Source organism: Cellulomonas persica (assembly GCF_007989825.1).
In the GTDB taxonomy this organism is placed as follows: Bacteria; Actinomycetota; Actinomycetes; order Actinomycetales; family Cellulomonadaceae; genus Cellulomonas; species Cellulomonas persica.
Genome location: NZ_BJUA01000004.1, coordinates 1 through 19,984 on the forward strand (window position 1 = coordinate 1; position 19,984 = coordinate 19,984).

The window sequence follows — 19,984 nt, forward strand, 5'->3', positions numbered from 1 at the left end:
TCTGTGCACGTGGAGAGCCCTGTGCACGTGGAGAGCCCTGTGCACGTGGAGAGCCCTGTGCACGTGGAGAGCCCTGTGCACGTGGAGACCCCTCTGGCACTGACGCGCCGGGCGCGGCGGGTGGACCGGCTGCTCGCGCAGCGGTACCCCGACGCACGGTGCGAGCTCGACTTCACGGACCCGTTCACGCTCCTCGTGGCGACCGTGCTGTCCGCACAGACGACCGACGTGCGCGTCAACGCGACGACCCCGGAGCTGTTCGCGCGGTACCCGGGTCCGGCCGAGCTCGCGGCGGCCGCGCCCGACGAGCTCGAGGAGATCCTCAAGCCGCTCGGGTTCTTCCGGGCCAAGGCGCGTTCCATCACGGGGCTCGCGCAGGCGCTCGTCGAGCGGTTCGACGGGCGCGTGCCGGGCCGGCTCGAGGACCTCGTGTCGTTGCCGGGCGTGGGCCGCAAGACCGCGAACGTGGTGCTCGGCAACGCGTTCGGCGTCCCGGGCGTCACCACGGACACGCACGTGCTGCGGCTGTCGCGGCGCCTCGGCTACACCGTCAGCGAGGACCCGCTGGTCGTCGAGCGTGAGCTCGGCGCGCTGCTGCCGCGCAAGGACTGGACCATGGCCTGCCACCGGCTGATCTTCCACGGGCGTCGCACGTGCCACGCGCGTCGGCCGGCGTGCGGTGCGTGCCCGGTCGCGGCCCTGTGCCCGTCGTACGGCGAGGGCGAGACCGACCCGGCGCGCGCGGCGGCGCTGCTCAAGGGGTAGCTGCTCCTGAGGGCCGGGTCTCGCGGAGCCTCGAGGTCACAGCGGCGCGACGCGTCCGAGCCAGGTGAGCAGCGTGCGGTTGACGTGCTCGGTCGCCTGCTCGGGCAGGAAGTGCCCCGCGTCGGCGACGAGCTCGTACGTGTAGTCGGAGCCGACGAGGGCGCGCGCCTCGCGGCTCAGCGCGACGCCGTGCGCGGGCACGAGCCCGTCGCGCGCGCCGTGCAGGTGCAGCACCGGCACGGCGCGGGACGACCGCAGCGCGGCCAGGAAGCGCCGGCCGTCGGGCCGCGGCCCGCAGCGGCCGAGCCAGCGCAGCTGCTCGAGCTGGGAGTGCGCGGCGAACGGCACGCGCAGCGCCTCGACGTACGTGCGCTCGGTCGCGTGGTCGAGCCACGGCCCCCCGCCCCACTCGGTCAGCAGGTGGTGCGCGAGGTCGCCGCGCGCGAGGCGCCGCTCGGGCAGCGACGGGAGCTGGACGAAGCCGAGGCGGCGCACGGCCGCGGGCCGGAACGCGGACAGGGGGCGTCGGATCGCGTCCAGCGGGTGCGGCGACGACAGCACGGCGACGGCGCTCGTGGTCGCAGGCTGCAGCGCGGGCATGGCCCACGCGATCGAGCCGCCGGTGCCGCACCCGACGACGACCGCGGAGCTCGCCCCGAGCGAGCGGACGACGCCCGCGACGTCGGCGGTCAGCGTCGGCACGTCGTAGCCCTGCGGGGGCTTGTCGGAGCCGCCCGTGCCCCGCACGTCGAGCGCGGCGACGCGGTACCCCGCGGCGCCGAGCGCGTCGAGCTGCCGGCGCCAGGCCCACCAGAACTGGGGGACGGCGTGCAGCAGGACGACGAGGGGGGTGTCACGGTCGTCGGGGCCGGCGACCGCGACGTGGAACCGCGCGCCGTTGGCGGCGACGAACCGGTGCTGCCACGGTCCGTCGAGCAGGAGCGTGGCGGAGTCGACGGCAGTCATCGTCGTGAACCTATCCGTTCGGCGGTGACGGGTGCGGACGGCGGCTCCCGTCGGGCTCGTCAGGGACCGGGTGGTCGGACGCCGCGCCGGCCGGGTCGCTGCGCAGCCGGCGCCGACCACGTGCTGCGAGCACCGTACCGCCGGTGAGGGCCGCCAGGAGGGAGGCCACGAGCACCGCGAGGACCGCGTGCTCGTCGTGCGGGGACCCGTCGCCGAACGCGAGCTCGGCGACCAGGAGCGACACGGTGAACCCGATGCCGCCGACGAGGCCGACGCCGATCACGTCGCCCCACCCGAGCCCGAGTGCGAGGCGTGCGCGTGTGAACGTCGCGACCGCCCAGGTGGCGGCGAGGATCCCGAGCGGCTTGCCGACGACGAGCCCGAGCGCGACGCCCTGGGCGACCGGGTCGGCCAGCGCGTCGGCCAGGACGTCCGCGGAGACCGTGACCCCCGCGGCGAACAGCGCGAAGACGGGCACCGCGAGCCCGGCCGACCACGGCCGCCACCGGTGCTCCCACTCCTCCGCGAGCGACTGCTCGGGCGGGGAGGCCAGGCCGCGGGCGCGGGCCGTCGCCTCGGGGCTCGCGGGCACGACGAGCCCGAGCGCGACTCCCGCCAGCGTCGCGTGCACCCCGGACGCGTGCAGCGCCGCCCACGCGACGACCCCGAGCGGCACGAGCAGCCACGCGCTCGCACGGCGTCGCCGCACGAGCCACGCGAACGCCGCGACGCACACGACCGAGCCCAGCAGCGGGAGCCACGCGAGGTCCTCGGTGTAGACCGTGCCGATCACGAGGATCGCGAGCAGGTCGTCGACCACCGCGAGCGTGAGCAGGAACGCGCGCAGCGCGGGCGGCAGACCGCGGCCGACGAGCGCGAGGACCGCGACCGCGAACGCGATGTCGGTCGCCGTGGGGACGGCCCAGCCCTGCGTCGCGCCGCCGGTCCGGCCCACGTTGAGGGCGAGGTACAGCAGCGCGGGCGCCACCATGCCGCCGACCGCCGCGACGATCGGGACCACCGCCGTCGCCGGGTGCCGCAGCTCGCCGACGGTCAGCTCGCGGGCCAGCTCGAGCCCCACGACGAAGAAGAACACCGTCAGCAGGCCGTCGGTCGCCCACTGCGCGAGCGTGAGGTCGAGGTGCAGCGCGCTCGGGCCGACGACGGTGTGCGAGAGCGTGGCGTAGGCCGCGGGCCAGGCGTTGGCCCACACGAGCGCGACGACGGCACCGACGAGCAGCAGCACGCCACCGGCACGCTCGCCGCGCAGGGTGTCGGCGAGGTTGCGCTCGCTGCCCGGGGTCAGCCGGGCGAACAGCGTCGCGCGCGTCCCGGGTGGTGCGCCCTGCTCGTCGTGCGCCGCCTGCTCGTCGTGCGCGGTCTGCTCGTGCTCGGTCGGTACGTCGCGGCGGGGGCCGTCAGACCGCGGGTTCGGAGACGCTGTCACGTTCACCCGCCGGCCGCCGGTCCTTCGGCGGGTCGAAGCGGTAGCCGACGTTGCGGACGGTGCCGATGAGCTGCTCGTGCTCGGGACCGAGCTTGGCACGCAGCCGACGCACGTGGACGTCCACCGTGCGGGTGCCCCCGTAGTAGTCGTAGCCCCAGACCTCCTGCAGGAGCTGGGCGCGCGTGAACACGCGACCCGGGTGCTGCACGAGGTACTTGAGGAGCTCGAACTCCTTGTACGTGAGGTCGAGCGGGCGGCCGCGCAGACGGGCGGTGTAGCCACCCGCGTCGATCGTCAGCTCACCCGACGAGATCTCCTGCGGCGCGTCGTCGTAGCCCGCGACCGCCGCCCGCTCCATGACGAGCCGGAACCGGGTCTCGACCTCGGCGGGCCCCGCGGAGTCGAGGACGATGTCGTCGGCGCCCCACTCGGCGGTGACGACCGTGAGGCCGCCCTCCGTGAGCACCAGCACGAGGGGGACCGCCAGACCCGTCGCGCGCAGCAGACGGCACGTGGTGCGCGCGGTGACGAGGTCCCGGCGCGCGTCGAGCACGACGATGTCCGCGTCGGGGGCGTCCACCAGTGCCGAGGGCTCGACGGGCAGCACGCGCACGCGGTGGGACAGCAGCCCGAGCGCCGGCAGCACCTGTGCCGATCCACCGGACGCCGGGGTCAGGAGCAGAAGGTCTGCCACCGTGGAACCTCCCTGCGGCGAGTGGGGACACGCTACCGCGTGCCCCGGCCTCGTCGTGGCACCGTCCGCGAGCAGGCTCACGGCGCGGGATCTGCGAGACTGTCGGCCGTGCTCCCCCAGGTCCTGACGACGACGCCGAGCCTCGAGCTCGCCCCCGCACCGGTGCGCCGCACCGCCGCGGCGGCTCCGGCGGGGCGGTAGTCGCATGCAGCTCGCCACGCGCGCCGTCGTCACGGCCGCCCTCGCCGCGCTCGTCGCCGTCGCCGGCTACCTCGGCGGCCTGCCCGTCACCGTGCTCGCCGCGCTGCTCGCGCTCGCGTTCGCGGTCGGCTGGCCGTCGCTCGCGAACCTGCCGTTCCGGCCCGGCTCGGCCGCGGTCATCGCGATCGGCGGGGTCGGCGGCGTGCTCGCCGTGCACTCCGTGCAGGACCAGCCGTACCTGCGGTACCTGCCGGTCGTGTTCGCCACGTCCATCCTGCTCGCGTTCGTCAACGAGCTGCTGCGGCGGGGCGGGCGTGAGCGCATGGTCGAGTCGGTCGCCGGCACGGTCACCGGGACGCTGCTCGCGGTCGCCGTCGCCGGCTGGGTCGCGATCGGGCGGACCCCGGGCGGCGAGCCGATCGTCGTCGTCGGGGCGCTCGCGCTCGCGGTGGGCTCGGCGGTCGTCGCGCTGCCGCTTGCCTCGTGGCGCGGTGCGCTCGTGACCACCGCCGCCGCGACGGCCGCGGGCGTCCTGGCGACGCTGCTGCTGCCGGACATCGACCTGCTCGCCGGGCTCGTGCTCGGCGCCGCCGTGGGTGTGCTCGTCTCGTCGCTGCACGTGCTGTTCGACGCGCTCGAGTCGCTCGCGCGCAAGCTGCCGTCGGTCGCGGCCGTGGTGCTGCCCGTGACGGTCACCGGGATCCTCGTCTACGTCGTCGGCCGCGTCCTGGTGGGCTGACGCGCCCGTCGGCCGCCACCTGATCGTCCACTGACGCACGTGCTCGTCGGCCGTTCGGCCGGACCGTGGCTGAACTGGTCGGGTGCACCCCGGACGTTCGGGAACAGCCGACCGCCCCGAGATCGTTAGGATCGGCGCATGACAGCGCTCGAGGGGTTCTTCATCGGTCTGCTCGTCCTGACGACGCTCGCGATCGCCTGGACGGCGGGGCTCGTGGTGTACCGCCTGTTCCGGTCGCAGGGCTGACGCGCTGACGCGCTGATCCACTGACGCTCGAGGTCCGCCTCCCGTCGGCCGCCGGGCCGCGGAGCCGGACCCTGATGGAAGGCACACGCATGGCGTTCGTCCTGCCCGAGGGGCTCGCTCCCGAGGTCTACCCGCTCGCCTGGCTCGTCGGCCACTGGTCCGGTCAGGGGGTCGTCGGCTACCCGAACGTCGAGGAGACCGCCTTCGTCCAGGACGTCGTGTTCGACCACGACGGCGGCCCCTACCTGTCGTACACGTCGACCATCCGGCTCGTCGTCGCCCCGGACGACGCGTCCGCACTCGACGAGACCGCGTCCGACGAGCAGGGCGCCCCGGCCGCGCAGGACGGTCCCGTCTGGTCGACCGAGTCCGGCTACTGGCGCGTCCCGCCCGAGCGCCCCGAGGGCCTGGCCGACGAGCAGTTCCCGGTCGAGGTCCTGCTCGCGGACCCGTCCGGCCACGTGGCCGTGTACGTCGGCGCGGTGGGCAACGGGCGCGTGGACCTGGCGTCCGACGTGATCGCCCGCACCGCGTCGGGCGCCGACGTGAGCGCCGCGACCCGCCTGTACGGCCTGGTGAACGGCGAGCTCATGTGGGCGCAGGACCTCGCGGCGTTCGGCCAGCCGATGCAGTCGTACGCCTCCGCACGGCTCGCGCGCGTCGAGGACGCCGCGTCCTGATGACCGGGCCCTCCGCTGCTGAGACCGCCGGTGGGCGGACGCCCGCCGACGAGGCGCCGGCCTACGAGCCCGTGCGGCACACGAGCCCGCTGCTCGCGCGGCGCGGCGCCGTCGCGGGTGCCGGGCCGGACGCGGGCGTCGCGTGGCACTACGGCGACCCGACCGCCGAGCAGCGCGCGCTCGCGCGCGGCGGCGCGGTCGTGGACCAGTCCCAGCTCGGCGTCGTGCGCGTCGCGGGGCCGGACCGCCTGACCTGGTTGCACTCGATCACCACCGCACAGCTCGCCGACCTGCCGCCGCGCACGTCGACCGAGCTGCTCGTGCTGAGCCCGCACGGGCACGTCGAGCACGCCGCGGCGGTCATCGACGACGGCGGGGCGACGTGGCTCGTCACGCAGACGCCGCAGGGCCTGGCCGCGTGGCTCGACCGCATGAAGTTCATGCTGCGCGTCGAGATCGCCGACGTGACCGACGAGTGGGCGGCGCTCGGCGAGCCCGTCTCGGCGGAGGGCGGTCCCGACGAGCCCGTGACGTGGCGCGACCCGTGGCCGCACGTCGTCCCCGGCGGCACGCGTTACGGCCCGCCCGACGAGGAGCACCCCGGCTCGGACCGCGCGTGGCGGCTCGTGCTCGTGCCGCGTGAGCGCCTGACCGACGAGGTCGCCGCGCGCGAGGCAGCCGGGTGGTCGCTCGCGGGGACGTGGGCGAGCGAGGCGCTGCGCGTCGAGGCCTGGCGCCCCCGCGCCGCGACCGAGGTCGACCACCGGACCATCCCGCACGAGCTCGACTGGCTGCGCACCGCGGTGCACCTGCACAAGGGCTGCTACCGCGGGCAGGAGACCGTCGCGCGCGTGCACAACCTCGGGCGGCCGCCGCGCCGGCTCGTCATGCTGCACCTCGACGGGTCCGGGCACCTGATCCCCGAGCCCGGCGCGGGCGTGCACGAGGCGACGGACGTCGCGGGGGAGCTCGGCCGCGAGGTCGGGCGCGTGACGAGCGTCGCGCGGCACCACGAGCTCGGGCCGGTCGCGCTCGCCGTGGTCAAGCGCTCGCTCGCGGTCGACGCGCCGCTGCTCGTGGCGTGCGACGGCGGTGCGGTGAGCGCCGCGCAGGAGGTCGTCGTGCCCGGTGAGGGCGTCTCGACCGACCGCCCCGCGCCGCGCGGCCCGCTCGCCCGCGGGCTGGGCGTGCACCCTGCACTCTGACGGCGCTGACGGCACCCAGCCGCTGATGGCACAGACCGCAGACCCGGAGCCGCCCCGCCGCGGCTGGCACGACGTGCGCCTCGTCGCGCGCGTGCGCGTGCGGCAGGGGATCGACCGCGTGCGCGCCGCGTGGTTCCCGATCCTGCAGGCGTCGGTGGCCGCGGGCATCGCGTTCGGCATCGGGCGCTACGTGCTCGACCACCCGTACCCGTTCTTCGCGCCCGTCTGCGCGTGGATCGCGCTCGGCTTCACCGCCGACCGGTCGCTGCGCCGGGTCGCCGAGATCGCCGTCGGCGTCGCGATCGGCGTCGGGCTCGGTGACGCGCTCGTGCACGTCATCGGGACCGGGCTGTGGCAGGTCGCGGTCGTGCTGTTCGTCGCGGCGATGCTCGCGCGGCTCGTCGACCGTGGTGCGCTGCTGACCACGCAGGCCGGCGTGCAGGCCATGATCATCGTCGGCCTCCCCACGCTCACCGCCACGGGCGGACCGTTCGGGCGCTGGACCGACGCGCTCGTCGGCGGTGGTGTCGCGTTCGCCGTCGCCGTGCTCACGCCCTCCGACCCGCGGCGGCACCCGCGGTCGCTCGCGCAGCGCGCGACGCAGGAGGTCGCGGTCGTCCTGCACGAGCTCGCCGAGGGTCTCGCGGCGCGGTCCGTCGCGGACGTCGAGGACGTGCTCGTGCGCGGGCGCGCGTCGCAGGCACGGCTCGACGAGTGGCACGAGACCGCCACGAACGCGCGCGAGCTCGTGCGCCTGTCGCCCGCCCACCGCCGGCACAAGGGCGAGCTGTCGCGGCTCGTCGCCGCGTCCGTGCTCGTCGACCGGGCGATGCGGAACACGCGCGTCATGACGCGCCGTGCGCTCGCCCTGCTCGAGTCGCCCACCACGCACGACTTGCGCTCCGCGGCACAGCGCATCGAGATCACCGCGTCCGCCGCGGCGGACCTCGCGTCCGCGCTCGGCAGCGGTCGGGACCCGGCGCGCGCCCGCGGGGCGCTGCTCGTCTCGGCCGGGGCGCTCGACCCGTTCGCGATCGCGCCCGCCGACTGGCAGGTGCAGAGCCTCGTGCTGCTGCACCGCTCGCTCGTCGTCGACCTGCTCGAGGCCGCCGGGGAGGACCCGGGCGCGGCCCGCGCGGCGCTCCCCGAGATCTGAGCGGGGTCGGCCCGCACGCCGCCCGGGCGCGTGACACGTGCCCGGGGACACGAGAAGCCCGGTAGCGTCGGGGCCGTGGAGGTCGCGGTCAGCGCGTTGCGCGCAGAGCTCAAGCAGTGGATCGAGACGGCACGCGGAGGGCAGGACGTCGTCATCACCGACCGGGGCATCCCCGTCGCGAGGCTGACCGGCATCGACTCCGCCGACCTGCTCGCGCGGCTCGAGCGCGACGGGCTCCTGTCGCCCGCCACCGCGCCCCGCGAGCCCGCCGAGCCGGTGAGCGCCGACGCCGGGCGGCAGGGCGTGTCGAGCCTGGTGCGGCGGCTGCGTCGCTGATGGCCGTCTGCTACTTCGACACGAGCGCGCTCGCCAAGCTCTGCGTCACCGAGACCGGCAGCGAGCTGGCCGCCGCGCTGTGGTCCGGCGCCGACCTCGTCGCGACCTCCCGGCTCGCGGACACCGAGGTCCGCGCGCTGCTGGCCGGCGGACGCCGCGCGGGTGTGATCGACGCGGGCACCGAGCGGGCCGCGCTCGCGCAGTGGGAGCGGCTGTGGCCCGCGCTGCACGTCGTCGAGCTGCACGAGCCCGTCACGGCCGGTGCCGCGACGCTCGTCGGGTACCACGCGCTGCGGGCCGCGGACGCGCTGCACCTCGCGTCCGCGCTCGCGCTGCGGTCCGACGAGCTCGTCGTGGTCGCGTGGGACGAGCACCTGGCCGCCGCCGCCCGGGCCGAGGGGCTGCGCGTCGTCCCGTGACGGCTCGGACCTCTGCCTGCCGGCGGCCGAGGGTCGCAGGTGAGGGCCTGCGCGTGACTGCGTGCGGGGCGTGCGGCCCTTAGGCTCAGCGCGTGGGAATCGTCGGAAGCCTCCAGTGGATCCTGTACCTGCTGTTCCTCCTCGTGATCTTCGCGCTGTGCGTGTGGGCGCTCGTCGACCTGCTGCTGCGCCCCGCGAGCGCGTTCCCGTCCGCGGGCAAGCGCACCAAGAACTTCTGGCTCCTGATCCTGGCGGTCGCGACGTTCCTGGCGTTCCTCGCGCTGCCGCCGCTGCAGCTCCTGCCGTTCCTCGGCCTGCTCTCCGCGGTCGCCGCGATCGTCTACCTCGTCGACGTGAAGCCGGCCGTCGCGCCGTACTCGCGCAAGCGCCGCGGCCCGGGCCGTGGACCGGGCGGGTCGACGGGCGGCTGGTGATGACGACCCCCACCGGCGGCCCGGCGCACGACGTCGCGACCCACGCGGTCCCGCTCGCGCGGGTCGTGCGCGGCGGGCTCGTCGAGTCCGTGCACACGGGCCACCTCGTCGTGCTCGCCCCCGACGGCGAGGTCCGGCTCACGCTCGGCGACCCCGACGTGACGATCTGGGCGCGCTCGTCGCTCAAGCCCCTGCAGGCCGTCGGGATGCTGCGGCACGGGCTCGACGTCGACGACGAGTGGCTCGCGCTGGCGAGCGCGAGCCACAACGCCGAGCCCGCGCACGTCGACGCCGTGCGCGCGCTGCTCGCCGCGCACGGCCTGAGCGAGACCGACCTCGACAACACCCCCGACTGGCCGCTCGACCCCGAGGCGGCCTGGGCGTGGCGTGAGCAGGGGCACGGGCGCGAGCCGATCGCGCAGAACTGCTCCGGCAAGCACGCCGCGATGCTCGCCACGTGCGTCGCCGCAGGCTGGCCGCTCGCGGGCTACCGCGACCCGCAGCACCCGCTGCAGCGTGCGCTGCACGACGCGGTCGCCGAGCTCACCGGCGTCCCCGTCGCACACACCACGGTCGACGGGTGCGGCGCGGCGCTGTTCTCGACGACGCTGTCCGGGCTCGCCCGCGCGTTCGCGCACCTCGGACGCGCACCGCACGACTCCGGCCACGCCGGCACGCCCGAGGGACGCGTCGCCCGCGCGATGAGCGCCCACCCGTGGTTCGTCGCCGGCACGGGCCGTGACGCGACCCGGTTCATGCAGGCCGTCCCCGGGCTGGTCGCCAAGGACGGGGCCGACGGCGTCTACGCCGCCGGGCTGCCCGACGGCGGCGCCGTCGCCCTCAAGATCAGCGACGGGTCCGCGCGGCCGCGCGCCGCGGTGCTGGCCGCCGCGCTCGTCGTCGCCGGCGTGGACCCGGCCCTCGTCGAGCCCGTCGGGGCGACGCCCGTGCTGGGGCACGGTGAGCCGGTCGGCGTCGTGGAGCCGTGCCTGTGAGGACGGTCGGGGGTCCGGTCCTGCGGGTGGTCGTCGGTGTGAGGGTGGTCGTGCGGTGAGGGCCGTGGTGCAGCGCGTGACCCGCGCGTCCGTCACGGTCGACGGGACGGTCGTCGGTGCGATCGACCGGCCGGGCCTCGTCGTGCTCGTCGGCGTCACGCCGGGCGACGGACCCGCGCAGGTCGAGCTCATCGCCCGCAAGGTCGCCGAGCTGCGGGTCCTGCGCGACGAGCAGAGCGCGGTCGACGTCGGGGCGCCCGTGCTCGTCGTCAGCCAGTTCACGCTCTACGGCGACACGCGCAAGGGCCGCCGCCCGACGTGGAACGCGGCCGCTCCCGGGCCTGTCGCCGAGCCGCTCGTCGAGGCGGTCGTCGACGCGCTGCGCTCGCGCGGGCTCGACGTCGCGACCGGGGTGTTCGGTGCGGACATGGCCGTCGAGCTCGTCAACGACGGGCCGGTGACGATCCTGCTGGAGTCGGTCCCGGACCAGGTCTCCTGACGGGCCCGCCCAGCCCGGCCGGGGTCCGGCGTCGTCCGACGCGCGTCGCGGCGGCGCGGCCACCTGGCGTGCCGGTCCCGCGGTGCGCGACCTCGCCGAACACGGAGAAGGCCCCTCGGAGTAAGCGTCCGAGGGGCCTTCTCGTGCGATCACAGGCCATCGGTCTCGTCGGGCGAACCCTCCTCGACCGTGTCGACACCGCGGACCGCAGCTCGCGGGTCCGATGGTCCGCGGACCGAGGCCCGACGAACCGGTGAACCCGTGAACCGTGAGAGCCCGAGCCTTGCGGTTCAGGACCTCGCGATCCGTGAGCTGTCAGATCCCGTGAGCCACGCGGTCCACGCGCCTTGCGGTGCGCGCCCCGTGCGGTTCGTCCACCGTGAGGTGCACGATCCTCGTTGCTCTCGAGCCTGGCGGCTCCCGAGCCCGAAGGCCCGGTGGTGCGACGGCGCCGCTCTGACGTGCGACTCCATCCCGACACCCGACGCGCCGGCGAACCGGCCCGCCGCGGGCGGGGGGACTGCGATCGGCCTCCCGGTCCGGAGCCACCCTCGCGGCGTCATCCGCGAGCCTTCGGGTTGCCCCGTCGGTGTGGTCGCCCGTTCTCCGGTCGGCCCGACCTCGTCGTCCCGGGGCCGTCAGGTCCGCTCCCCCGAGGGGGTTCTTCCCTGTCGGTTCCCGATCCGTCGAGGCCGATGTGAGATTTCTAGTCCTGGCCGCCAGGCCCCGCAAGAGGCTCTAGAGGATTTCTTTATCCACATTTTGCTCCACACCTCTGTGCACAGGTCGACCTGCGCGAACATGGGCTGAACACAGGGCTGTGGACCGAAGTTGTGGACAACGACGCGTGTCGTTCACCCGGACGGTGGGTGCCGCGACCTAGCCTGGTGCTCGGCGAAGGCCCCTCGGAGTAAGCGTCCGAGGGGCCTTGTCGCGTCGTCGGCCGGGATTGCGGCAGGCGCCCCGCGGCACGCGCCCCGCCTGAGTCGCGGCGGCCCGGTCGCGTGCGGTGGGACCGACGTCCGGCGCCCACCCGCCTCGTCGGGTGACGATGGAGGCATGCGGATCGAGGCGGTGCTCGGAGACATCACGAAGCAGGACGTCGACGTCGTCGTGAACGCGGCGAACTCCTCGCTCCTGGGCGGTGGGGGAGTCGACGGCGCGATCCACGCCGCAGCCGGCCCCGGACTGCTGGCCGCCTGCCGCGAGCTGCGCGCGTCGCGGTACCCCGACGGTCTGCCCGTCGGGCACGCCGTGGCCACCGACGCGTTCGAGCTGCCCGCGCGGTGGGTCGTGCACACCGTCGGGCCCAACTGGCACGCCGGCGAGCGGGACCCCGCCGCGCTCGCGGGGTGCTTCCTCGCGTCGCTCGAGGTCGCGGTGGACCTGGGTGCCCACTCGATCGCGTTCCCCGCGGTGAGCGCGGGTGTCTACGGCTGGGACCTCGACGAGGTCGCGCGCATCGCGGTCGCCTCGGTGCGCACGTGGGCCGTGGGTACGGACCAGGACCGCACCACCGACGGCCGGCCCCAGGGCATCTCCCTCGCGCGCTTCGTCCTCTTCTCCCCGCCGGCCCTCGCCGCCTTCGAGCGCGAGCTCACCACCCGCCCCGCCTGACCTCCCCGCTCGCTGCCCCGCCGCGCCCGACGACCTCGGCACCCCGCGTGCGAGGTCGGGTGCGCGAGCTCGGCAGGTTCGCGCGAGCTCGGCAGTCCGGATGCACGAGGTCGCGCGGAAGTGCCGATCTCGCGAGGCGGACGCAGGCCGGGCGCGGGCCGGGCGTCGGGCGCTGGGTGTCAGGCGGGTGGGCGGCCGAGCCAGTGCTGGACCGCGGCGACGACGGGCGGGTCCTGGGGGCTGTGGTCGCCCGGCACGGTGACGAGGTGCCAGGGTCCGCGGAGCGCAGCGAGGTGCTGCGCGAGCTCGTCGGGCGAGCCGAAGGGGTCGCGCTCGCCGCTGACCGCGAGCACGGGAACCTCGATGTCGTGCAGGTGCTCGACGCGCAGCCGCTCGGGCTCTCCGGGCGGGTGCAGCGGGTAGGAGAGCAGGAGCAGAGCGGCGGCGGGCTGGCCCTGGGCGACTGCCATCGACGCCATGCGCCCGCCGAAGGACCGTCCCCCGAGCACGAGTCGTCCGGGGTCGACGCCGAGCTCGGCGGCCCACGCGTCTGCGCGCTCGCGCAGGTAGGGGATCGCGACCTCGGCCCGCTCCGGTGCGCGGCTGCCGCGTTCGCGGTTCGGGAAGTTCAGCCTCAGCACGGGCAGCGGCGCGAGCGCCGCCTCGAGCGCGACGAGCGTGCGGTGGTCCCGGTCCGCGCTCGCCCCGGGCGTGATCACCACACCCGCGACGTCCTGTGCCCCGACGAGCTGCGCCCCCGACTCCGTCTCGCTCACCCGCCTCACGCTAGACGCCCCGAACCCACCTCACCAGCACATATGCCCACCACCGCGGCCACGCGGCCGCGCGACGGACGGCTCAGCCCCGATCCGGCAACCACCGTCGTCCGCCGCAACAACCCCTGCCTCTGGTGGCGGGGGCGGTCAGGGGAGCCGGAAGGCGGCGCGGAGGGTGCGGACGACGCCGTCGTCGTCGTTGGACGGGGCGACGAAGCGCGCGCCCGCGCGGACGTCCGGATGGGCGTTGGCCATCGCGAAGGACCAGTGCGCGGCCTCGAGCATGCCGACGTCGTTGAAGTAGTCGCCGAACGCCATGGTCCGCGCGGGCGGGACGCCGAGCTCGGCCTGCAGCGCGCGCAGCGCGTGGCCCTTGTCGGCGTCGGGCCCCATGACGTCGACCCAGTTCTCGCCCGAGACGAGCACGCGGTCGGGGCCGTCGAGCGGCGCGAGCAGGGGGCCGGCGCCCTGCGCGGCGGAGGCGAAGTCGTACACCGCGACCTTGAGGACCTCGTCGTCGACGGCGGTCAGGTCCTCGACGTGCTCGAGCAGGCGGTAGTAGGGGCGCACGTGCTGGAGGAAGGCCTCGTCGGAGCGCTCGACGTACGCGGAGCGCATGCCGCACAGCACCGTCCCGAGGTCCGCGCCGTCCCGCACCGCGCCGCGCACCAGGTGCACGGCGCGGCGGGCGCTCTCCAGCGCGAGCCCCGCGACGGTGAGCGGGGTGCCGTCGCGCACGACGATCGCGCCGTTCTCGCCGATGTACGTCAGGTCGTCGCGCCCGAACTGCTCACGGAGCGTCGCGTACTGACGCCCGGACGCGGGGCACACGACGACCCCGCGGGCGACGAGCGCGTCGAGCACGTCCCAGAAGCCGTCGGGGATGTGCTTGTCGTCGTCGAGCAGGGAGCCGTCCATGTCCAGCGCGACCAGCCGCACGTCGGTGGCGTCGAGCGTGGTGCGCAGGGCGGTCAGGACGTCGTCGGCGTCGCGGGCCGTGGCGCTGGTCCGGCCGGCGCCAGGGCGTTCGCTGCTGGGGTTCGTCGGGGCGATGGAGGTGGGGGAGGTGTGGTCGGGCACGGCTCGATCGTCTCAGGAGCCGCGCAGGGCGTCCTGCACGCCGGTCTCGGCCGGCCCGAGGTAGACCGGGTCGCGTCCCGTGAGGCCGTCCCACCACGCCTTGTACGACGCGGCGACCTCGCGCAGCTTCCACTGCGTGAGCTGCTCGGGCTGCACGCTGGCTGACGAGACGCCGACGCCCTGGGTGTCGATGCCCGCCGCGGTGCACGAGAAGACCGCGCGACGCACGTGGTAGTCCTGCGTGAGCACGACCGCCGCGTCGACGCCGAACACGCGGTGCGCGCGGACGCACGTGTCGTGCGTGTCGAAGCCCGCGTAGTCGAGCACGACCGACGCGCTCGGGACGCCCGCGCCGACGAGGTAGTCGTGCATCGCGGTCGGCTCGTCGTGCCCGACGGACCCGTTGTCACCGCTCACGAGGACGACGGACACCTTCCCGGCGTCGTACAGCGACTGCGCGGCGTCGAGCCGGCGGCGCAGGTACGTGGACGGGGAGCCGTCGGGGCGCAGGCCCGCCCCGAACACGAGCGCCACGGGGGCGTCGTCCACGGTCTCGAGCGTGCGCAGCCCGGCCTGGCCGGTGCCCTGCACCCACGCGAGCGGGACGAGCAGCAGCACGACGAGCGCGGCGGCGACGAGCAGGCGGCGTCGCGCTCGCCGGCGCGGGGGTCGCGAGGCGTGGTGCGGCCCGGCATCCTGCGGGGCGGACTGCTGCGGGACGGCGTCGTCCGGCACAGCCGCCGGCTGCGCGGCTGCGGTCCGGACCGTGCCGGGCGGGCCCGGCGTGCCCTCGTCGGCCTGCGCGTCCGCGTCGATGCTCACCGCCGCAGCCTAACGACCGTCCCTGACGCTCCCACGGACCGACGTCGAGGAGCCGGACCGACGTCGAGGAGCCGAGCGCATGAGAGGTCTCTCATGCGGCCCTCCTGCAGGCCTCATGGACGGCGTCGAACCTCGGTGGTGTCGCGGGCAGGCCGCGGCACGACGAAAGAGGCCCACCATGCGTTCCCTCCCCCGTTCGGTCTGGATCATCTCCGGCACCCTCAGCGCCGTGGCCGTCGCCGGTGGCAGCGCGCTCGCCGCGAGCGCGAGCCCCAGCACCCCGACCCCGGACCCGACGACGTCCGCCGTCCCCACCGACGCCCCGAGCGTCGAGGCGACGACCGCCGCGTCGACCGCGCCTTCTGACGCCCCGTCCGCGCAGGCCACGCCGTCGCCCGGTGCGACCGACCCGTCGCGCACGCAGAACTCGTCGGTCGTCACGACCGTCACGGCGCTGACCCCGGCCACGGCCCCGACGCCCGCGAGCACCGCCACGCCCGCGAGCCCGATCACCGCCGCCAGCCCGGTGACGGCCCCCACGCCGCCGAGCGCCGCCTCGCCCGTGACCGCGCCGAGCCCGGTGACCGCGCCGACCCCCGCGTCGGCCCCCAGCCCGGTGACCCCGGCCAGCCCCGCGACCCCCGCGAGCCCGGCCAGCCCCGTCAGCGCCCCGAGCGCGGACGACTGAGCGCAGCGCTCACGAGACCGCGAGCGTCGACGACACCCTGCGCGGACGACCTCGAGCGATGGACCATCGGACGAACCGGACATGACGACGCCTGATCGTCCTGGCAGCCTTGCCCCTATGACGCCCCAGCCGGCGCGCGGCGCAGCGCGCCCGTCCCCCCGCGACCGGCGGGGGCGTCGGGCTGCCTCGGCACCCGCCGACGGTCCCGTCGTCGACGACCCGTGGTCCGACGGGCCGCGTCTGGTCGAGCCCCGCGTCTCCCCGGGTCGCGCCGGGCCCGGGTCGGGCGGCAGGTTCGACGGCTCGGTCGACGGTCGGGGGATCGACGACGACCGCGCCGACGAACCTGGGCACGGGCGCCACGACGACGTGCCCGACGAGGCCGCCGCGCTCGCGGTGCTCACGGACACCGGGATCGGCGAGCTGCTCGCCGCGGCGCTGGGCACGACCGGTGCCGAGCTCGCGTCGTGGCGCGTCGACGCGGTGCACCACCGGCCGGGCGACGGCGTGACGGTGGGCTACGTCGTCCAGCAGCGCGGCGGCGCGCAGGAGTACCTGCTCGCGTCGTCGTCGCGCTCGTGCCCGCGGGACGTGCCGGGCACGCTCGTCGCGCGCGGGCCGGCGGGGACCGTCGTGGTGTGGCGGCATCCCGACGACCCGGTCCTGCCGGCCCTGCGACGCGCGTGCGACCCGGCGCTCGTCGCACCGAGCCTGCCGGGGAGCGGGCCGGTGACGGCGCTCGAGCTCGTCGGCTACCGGCCGCTGCGGCGCGCAGTCGTCCGGGCGGAGCGTGACGGCGTGCCGTGGTTCGTCAAGGTCCTGCGCCCGGCCGACGGCAACGCCGCGGACGTCGTCGCCCGGCACCGGCTGCTGGGGGGTGCGGGCGTGCCGGTCCCGCGGGTCGCACACGCGGCCGACGACGGGCTCGTCGTGCTCGAGGCGTTGCACGGCACGCCGCTGCTCGACGCCCTCGTCGCCGGGACGGCCCTGGCGCTCGCGGACGTGCTGGCCGTCGTCGCGCAGTTCCCTGCCGCGGTCCTGGACCTGCCGATGCGCCGGCCGTGGTCGTCGCGGGCCCGGGCGTACGCCGGGGCGCTCGAGGTGCGGCCGGCGCTCGCGGGGCGGGCGCACGCCGTCGCGGCGGGCGTGCGCTCGGGGCTGCGGTCGACGGACCCGGGGCCCGTGGTCCCCACGCACGGCGACCTGCACGAGGCCCAGCTCCTCGTCGACGGGACGGGCCGGGTCTCGGGGCTGCTCGACGTGGACACCGCCGGGCCGGGTCACCTCGTCGACGACGTCGCGTGCCTGCTCGCGCACCTGCACGCGGTGCGCCCCCTGACACCCGAGCTGGTCGCGGTCGCGCAGTGCTGGACGGCCGAGGCGGCCGGGATCGTCGACCAGGGCGCGCTGCGGGTCCGCGTGGCGGGCGTGCTGCTGTCGCTGGCCGCGGGCGCGCTGCCGCCCGACCCCGCCGCACCCGCCGACGACTCCGAGCGCATGCTGGCCGCCGCCGAGGCGTTCCTGGCCTGAGCGGCGCCGCGCACCCGGAGAGAACGCCCGGGCTACGCCTCGAAGCGGTAGCCGACGCCGCGCACGGTCGTGATCAGCCCCGCCCCGAGCTTGGTGCGCAGGTAGCGCACGTACACGTCGACGACGTTGGACGCCGGGTCGAAGTCGTACCCCCACACGCGTGAGAGCAGCTGCTCGCGGGACAGCGCCGTGCCGGCGTTGCGCAGGAACGTCTCCGCGAGCGCGAACTCACGCGCGGACAGGTCCACGGCGCGGCCGTCGACGGTCGCGCGGCGGGAGCGCAGGTCGAGCGTGACCGAGCCGCGCTGCAGCAGGGTCGTGTCGTCGCGCGTGTCCGCCTCGGTGCGCAGCCGGAGCCGGACGCGCGCGAGCAGCTCCTCGAACCGGAACGGCTTGGGCATGTAGTCGTCCGCGCCGCCCTTGAGCCCCGCGACGGTGTCCTCGACCGAGCTGCGCGCGGTCAGGATGATCACCGGCAGGCGGGAGCCCGCGGCGCGGATCTCCCGCAGCACGTCGAAGCCGCTGCCGTCGGGCAGGCCGATGTCGAGGACCATGAGGTCCATGTCGCCGGTCAGCGCCAGGTCGAGAGCCTCGCGGGCGGTGCCGACGACGGTCGGCGCGTAGCCGGCGGCCTTGAGTCCCTTCGCGACGAACGACGCGATGCGCGCCTCGTCCTCGACCACCAGCACGCCGCTCATGTCGCCCCTCCGTCGCGCCGCCGCCGACCCGCGCGCTCGTCGCCGGCAGCCTCGTCGTCCACCCGATCGTCACCCGCGACGCCGTCGACCGCGACCTCGTCGTCCACCTGCTCGTCGTCGACACGCGCGTCGTCGACACGCGCGTCGTCCACGTGCTCGTCGTCCACCTGCTCGTCGTCCGACGGTCCGCCGGACGCGACGGGGACGGCCGGGACGGTCACGACGAACGTCGACCCGATCCCCGGCTCCGACGAGACCCCGACGTCACCGCCGTGCGCGGACGCGATGGCCGCGACGATCGCGAGCCCCAGCCCGGCGCCCTCGGTGCCCGCGGACTGCGGCGTCCGCTCGAACCGCTCGAAGATCCGCGCCTGCCGCTCGGGCGCGATGCCGACGCCCTCGTCGCGCACCCACAGCCGCAAGGTCCCGTCGGCGACGGCCGAGCCGAGCGTGATCGTCGTGCCGTCGGCGGAGAACTTCACCGCGTTGTTCGCGAGCTGCAGCCACGCCTGCGTGAGCCGACGAGGGTCGACGAGCAGCTCGGCGTCGGCGCGCTTGTCGACGCGCCACGTGCGCGGTCCGAGGCCCGTGGCCTTGTCGAGGACCTCGTCGGTCAGGACGCCCACGTGCGTGGGGACGGGGCGCACGAACCCCTCCCGGTCCGCGACGGCGAGCACGAGCAGGTCGTCGACGAGCAGGCGCATGCGGTCGACCTCGTCGAGCGCGAGCTCACGCGTCGCGCGCACGTCGGCGGGGTCGTCGACGTCCATGAGCTCGAGGTGCCCGCCGATCACCGTGAGCGGTGTGCGCAGCTCGTGGCCGACGTCGTCGAGCAGACGGCGCTGCGCGGACATGCTGGCCTGCAGGCGGTCGAGCATCGCGTTGACGGTGTGCCCGACCTCGCCCACGTCGTCGTCGGTGGTCACGGGCACGCGCTCGTCGAGCGTGCCCTCGTCGACGCGCGCGGCGCTGTCCCGCAGCGCGCGCAGCGGCCGCAGGACCCGCCCGAGCAGCAGCCACGCGAGCACCCCGGTCGCGGCGAGCGCGCCCGCGGCGACGTACGTGTACGTCAGCCACGTCTCGTTGAGCCGCGTGATCTCCAGGTCCCGCACGGTCGCGGCCGCGAACACGCCCGCGGGCTGGCCGGGGTCGTCGACGACCAGCGGGACCGTCACCACCCGGTACTGCGCCAGGTCGGTGGTGACCGTCCGCAGACGTGCCTGATCGCCCGCCGGGACCTGGCGCAGCAGCGCGACGAGCTGCGGGTCGTCCTCGAGGCGCACCGTCACGGTCGTCGGCGCGTACCAGGCGGGTGTGCCGTCGACGAGCGCGATGCTCCCGGCGGTCGGGTCGGGGAGCGTCTGCTGCATCGCCGCACGCAGGATGCCGTCGACGGGCAGGTCCGCGTTGGCCTGCGCGATGCGGCGGAACTGCTGCGCGGCGCGCGTGAGCTCGCCCTCGATGCGGTCGTCGACGTCCTGCCGCTGGATCGCGTACGTGGTCAGGCCGGCGCCGAGCAGGCCGAGCGCGGTCGTCGCGAGCGCCACCGCGACGACCTTGGCGCGCACCGTCCTGGCGCGGCGTGGGCGGCGGTCAGTCATCCGGGTCGTCCGACTCGTCGCCGTCCGGCTCGTCGTGCGAGTCGTCGTCATCGTCGTCGGACCCGCCCTTGCGGTCGTCGTCATCGTCGTCGTCATCGTCGTCGTCCGGGTCCCGCGGCGTGGGGAGGTCGACGGGCCGGCCCGGGCGTGAGGCAGGCGTCGGGGAGGTCGTCGGGGTCGACGACGAGGTCGGTGCCGGGGTGGTGTCCGGCGTCGGCTCGGTGGTCGGCGGCGGGGGTGTCACGACGACGGCGTCGCCGATCGACCGGTCCCCGGGCGGTGTCAGCGCGACCCCGAACGCGTACGACGCCGACGCGAGCGCGAGCGCGACGAGCAGCAACGCCAGCCCCGTCCGCACACGCCCCGCCATGCGCCCATCGTGCCTGCTCC

The 19,984-nt window shown here is 75.7% G+C and carries 22 protein-coding genes; 13 read left to right on the forward strand and 9 right to left on the reverse strand.

What is annotated here, in order from left to right:
• Positions 1–81 precede the first annotated feature (81 nt).
• Positions 82–765, forward strand: a complete 684-nt coding sequence (nth, locus tag CPE01_RS04755) for an endonuclease III (protein ID WP_246783751.1) — start codon at positions 82–84, stop codon at positions 763–765.
• 36 nt (positions 766–801) lie between these two features.
• On the opposite strand, the gene CPE01_RS04760 is transcribed toward nth, so the two are convergent.
• Genes CPE01_RS04760 through CPE01_RS04770 form a run of 3 tightly spaced genes read right to left on the reverse strand, consistent with a single transcriptional unit; the run spans position 802 to position 3,872 of the window.
• A complete protein-coding gene (locus CPE01_RS04760; RefSeq protein ID WP_146805512.1) occupies positions 802–1,731 on the reverse strand; it encodes an alpha/beta fold hydrolase in 930 nt (309 codons plus the stop codon).
• 10 nt (positions 1,732–1,741) lie between these two features.
• Entirely contained in the window at positions 1,742–3,178 is a 1,437-nt protein-coding gene (gene nhaA / locus CPE01_RS04765; RefSeq protein WP_146805513.1) for a Na+/H+ antiporter NhaA, read from the reverse strand.
• The gene (locus CPE01_RS04770; RefSeq protein ID WP_146805514.1) at positions 3,150–3,872 is read right to left on the reverse strand and encodes a winged helix-turn-helix transcriptional regulator; all 723 of its coding nucleotides are present in this window, start codon (positions 3,870–3,872) and stop codon (positions 3,150–3,152) included. Before CPE01_RS04770 ends, nhaA begins: the two co-directional genes overlap by 29 nt.
• A gap of 205 nt (positions 3,873–4,077) precedes the next feature.
• Here CPE01_RS04770 and CPE01_RS04775 point away from each other — a divergent pair, with 205 nt between their 5' ends.
• The 10 genes from CPE01_RS04775 to CPE01_RS04820 all read left to right on the forward strand — a co-directional run bounded on the left by CPE01_RS04775 (position 4,078) and on the right by CPE01_RS04820 (position 12,399).
• A complete protein-coding gene (locus tag CPE01_RS04775) occupies positions 4,078–4,812 on the forward strand; it encodes a hypothetical protein (RefSeq protein ID WP_146805515.1) in 735 nt (244 codons plus the stop codon).
• 335 nt (positions 4,813–5,147) lie between these two features.
• Positions 5,148–5,738 (forward strand): heme-binding beta-barrel domain-containing protein, encoded by a 591-nt coding sequence (locus CPE01_RS04780; protein WP_146805724.1) that lies wholly within the window; start codon positions 5,148–5,150, stop codon positions 5,736–5,738.
• On the forward strand, positions 5,738–6,943 hold the full coding sequence (gene ygfZ / locus CPE01_RS04785; protein WP_146805516.1) for a CAF17-like 4Fe-4S cluster assembly/insertion protein YgfZ: 1,206 nt from the start codon (positions 5,738–5,740) through the stop codon (positions 6,941–6,943). Before CPE01_RS04780 ends, ygfZ begins: the two co-directional genes overlap by 1 nt.
• A 25-nt stretch (positions 6,944–6,968) precedes the next feature.
• Positions 6,969–8,099 (forward strand): FUSC family protein, encoded by a 1,131-nt coding sequence (locus CPE01_RS04790; RefSeq protein WP_146805517.1) that lies wholly within the window; start codon positions 6,969–6,971, stop codon positions 8,097–8,099.
• A gap of 75 nt (positions 8,100–8,174) precedes the next feature.
• Positions 8,175–8,435 (forward strand): type II toxin-antitoxin system Phd/YefM family antitoxin, encoded by a 261-nt coding sequence (locus tag CPE01_RS04795; protein ID WP_146805518.1) that lies wholly within the window; start codon positions 8,175–8,177, stop codon positions 8,433–8,435.
• Positions 8,435–8,854 (forward strand): type II toxin-antitoxin system VapC family toxin, encoded by a 420-nt coding sequence (locus CPE01_RS04800; protein WP_146805519.1) that lies wholly within the window; start codon positions 8,435–8,437, stop codon positions 8,852–8,854. The genes CPE01_RS04795 and CPE01_RS04800 overlap by 1 nt, the downstream gene beginning before the upstream one ends.
• A gap of 92 nt (positions 8,855–8,946) precedes the next feature.
• Positions 8,947–9,288, forward strand: coding sequence for a DUF2516 family protein (locus CPE01_RS04805; protein WP_307723672.1), 342 nt, complete (start codon positions 8,947–8,949; stop codon positions 9,286–9,288).
• Positions 9,288–10,283: an asparaginase gene (locus CPE01_RS04810; protein WP_146805520.1), complete on the forward strand. Its 996-nt coding sequence runs from the start codon at positions 9,288–9,290 to the stop codon at positions 10,281–10,283. Before CPE01_RS04805 ends, CPE01_RS04810 begins: the two co-directional genes overlap by 1 nt.
• A gap of 55 nt (positions 10,284–10,338) precedes the next feature.
• On the forward strand, positions 10,339–10,782 hold the full coding sequence (dtd, locus tag CPE01_RS04815; RefSeq protein ID WP_146805521.1) for a D-aminoacyl-tRNA deacylase: 444 nt from the start codon (positions 10,339–10,341) through the stop codon (positions 10,780–10,782).
• Positions 10,783–11,841: 1,059 nt separating this feature from the next.
• A complete protein-coding gene (locus CPE01_RS04820) occupies positions 11,842–12,399 on the forward strand; it encodes an O-acetyl-ADP-ribose deacetylase (protein ID WP_146805522.1) in 558 nt (185 codons plus the stop codon).
• Positions 12,400–12,578: 179 nt separating this feature from the next.
• Here CPE01_RS04820 and CPE01_RS04825 read toward each other — a convergent pair whose 3' ends face one another.
• From CPE01_RS04825 to CPE01_RS04835, 3 genes are all read right to left on the reverse strand, one after another.
• On the reverse strand, positions 12,579–13,175 hold the full coding sequence (locus CPE01_RS04825; RefSeq protein WP_146805523.1) for an alpha/beta hydrolase family protein: 597 nt from the start codon (positions 13,173–13,175) through the stop codon (positions 12,579–12,581).
• 147 nt (positions 13,176–13,322) lie between these two features.
• Positions 13,323–14,255 (reverse strand): Cof-type HAD-IIB family hydrolase, encoded by a 933-nt coding sequence (locus CPE01_RS04830; protein WP_307723673.1) that lies wholly within the window; start codon positions 14,253–14,255, stop codon positions 13,323–13,325.
• Between the two features lie 12 nt (positions 14,256–14,267).
• Positions 14,268–15,077 (reverse strand): SanA/YdcF family protein, encoded by an 810-nt coding sequence (locus tag CPE01_RS04835; protein ID WP_246783752.1) that lies wholly within the window; start codon positions 15,075–15,077, stop codon positions 14,268–14,270.
• 178 nt (positions 15,078–15,255) lie between these two features.
• On the opposite strand from CPE01_RS04835, the gene CPE01_RS04840 reads away from it, so the two are divergent.
• The gene (locus CPE01_RS04840) at positions 15,256–15,765 is read left to right on the forward strand and encodes a hypothetical protein (protein ID WP_146805524.1); all 510 of its coding nucleotides are present in this window, start codon (positions 15,256–15,258) and stop codon (positions 15,763–15,765) included.
• Positions 15,766–15,882: 117 nt separating this feature from the next.
• The gene (locus CPE01_RS04845) at positions 15,883–17,295 is read left to right on the forward strand and encodes a phosphotransferase family protein (RefSeq protein WP_146805525.1); all 1,413 of its coding nucleotides are present in this window, start codon (positions 15,883–15,885) and stop codon (positions 17,293–17,295) included.
• Positions 17,296–17,327: 32 nt separating this feature from the next.
• On the opposite strand, the gene CPE01_RS04850 is transcribed toward CPE01_RS04845, so the two are convergent.
• The 3 genes from CPE01_RS04850 to CPE01_RS16360 are packed head-to-tail and all read right to left on the reverse strand — an operon-like array spanning position 17,328 to position 19,964.
• The gene (locus CPE01_RS04850; protein WP_146805526.1) at positions 17,328–17,993 is read right to left on the reverse strand and encodes a response regulator transcription factor; all 666 of its coding nucleotides are present in this window, start codon (positions 17,991–17,993) and stop codon (positions 17,328–17,330) included.
• Complete coding sequence (locus CPE01_RS04855) at positions 17,990–19,594, reverse strand: sensor histidine kinase (protein WP_146805527.1); 1,605 nt, start codon at positions 19,592–19,594, stop codon at positions 17,990–17,992. Before CPE01_RS04855 ends, CPE01_RS04850 begins: the two co-directional genes overlap by 4 nt.
• A complete protein-coding gene (locus CPE01_RS16360; protein ID WP_186811413.1) occupies positions 19,587–19,964 on the reverse strand; it encodes a hypothetical protein in 378 nt (125 codons plus the stop codon). The genes CPE01_RS04855 and CPE01_RS16360 overlap by 8 nt, the downstream gene beginning before the upstream one ends.
• Positions 19,965–19,984 lie beyond the last annotated feature (20 nt).

Coding starts and splice junctions, on each gene's coding strand:
- CPE01_RS04850 (WP_146805526.1), bottom strand. CDS start 17,993: ATGAGCGGCGTGCTGGTGGTCGAGGACGAGGCGCGCATCGCGTCGTTC.
- CPE01_RS16360 (WP_186811413.1), bottom strand. CDS start 19,964: ATGGCGGGGCGTGTGCGGACGGGGCTGGCGTTGCTGCTCGTCGCGCTC.
- CPE01_RS04820 (WP_146805522.1), top strand. CDS start 11,842: ATGCGGATCGAGGCGGTGCTCGGAGACATCACGAAGCAGGACGTCGAC.
- CPE01_RS04845 (WP_146805525.1), top strand. CDS start 15,883: ATGACGCCCCAGCCGGCGCGCGGCGCAGCGCGCCCGTCCCCCCGCGAC.
- CPE01_RS04800 (WP_146805519.1), top strand. CDS start 8,435: ATGGCCGTCTGCTACTTCGACACGAGCGCGCTCGCCAAGCTCTGCGTC.
- ygfZ (WP_146805516.1), top strand. CDS start 5,738: ATGACCGGGCCCTCCGCTGCTGAGACCGCCGGTGGGCGGACGCCCGCC.
- CPE01_RS04760 (WP_146805512.1), bottom strand. CDS start 1,731: ATGACTGCCGTCGACTCCGCCACGCTCCTGCTCGACGGACCGTGGCAG.
- CPE01_RS04855 (WP_146805527.1), bottom strand. CDS start 19,594: ATGACTGACCGCCGCCCACGCCGCGCCAGGACGGTGCGCGCCAAGGTC.
- CPE01_RS04790 (WP_146805517.1), top strand. CDS start 6,969: ATGGCACAGACCGCAGACCCGGAGCCGCCCCGCCGCGGCTGGCACGAC.
- CPE01_RS04780 (WP_146805724.1), top strand. CDS start 5,148: ATGGCGTTCGTCCTGCCCGAGGGGCTCGCTCCCGAGGTCTACCCGCTC.
- CPE01_RS04810 (WP_146805520.1), top strand. CDS start 9,288: ATGACGACCCCCACCGGCGGCCCGGCGCACGACGTCGCGACCCACGCG.
- CPE01_RS04840 (WP_146805524.1), top strand. CDS start 15,256: ATGCGTTCCCTCCCCCGTTCGGTCTGGATCATCTCCGGCACCCTCAGC.
- CPE01_RS04775 (WP_146805515.1), top strand. CDS start 4,078: ATGCAGCTCGCCACGCGCGCCGTCGTCACGGCCGCCCTCGCCGCGCTC.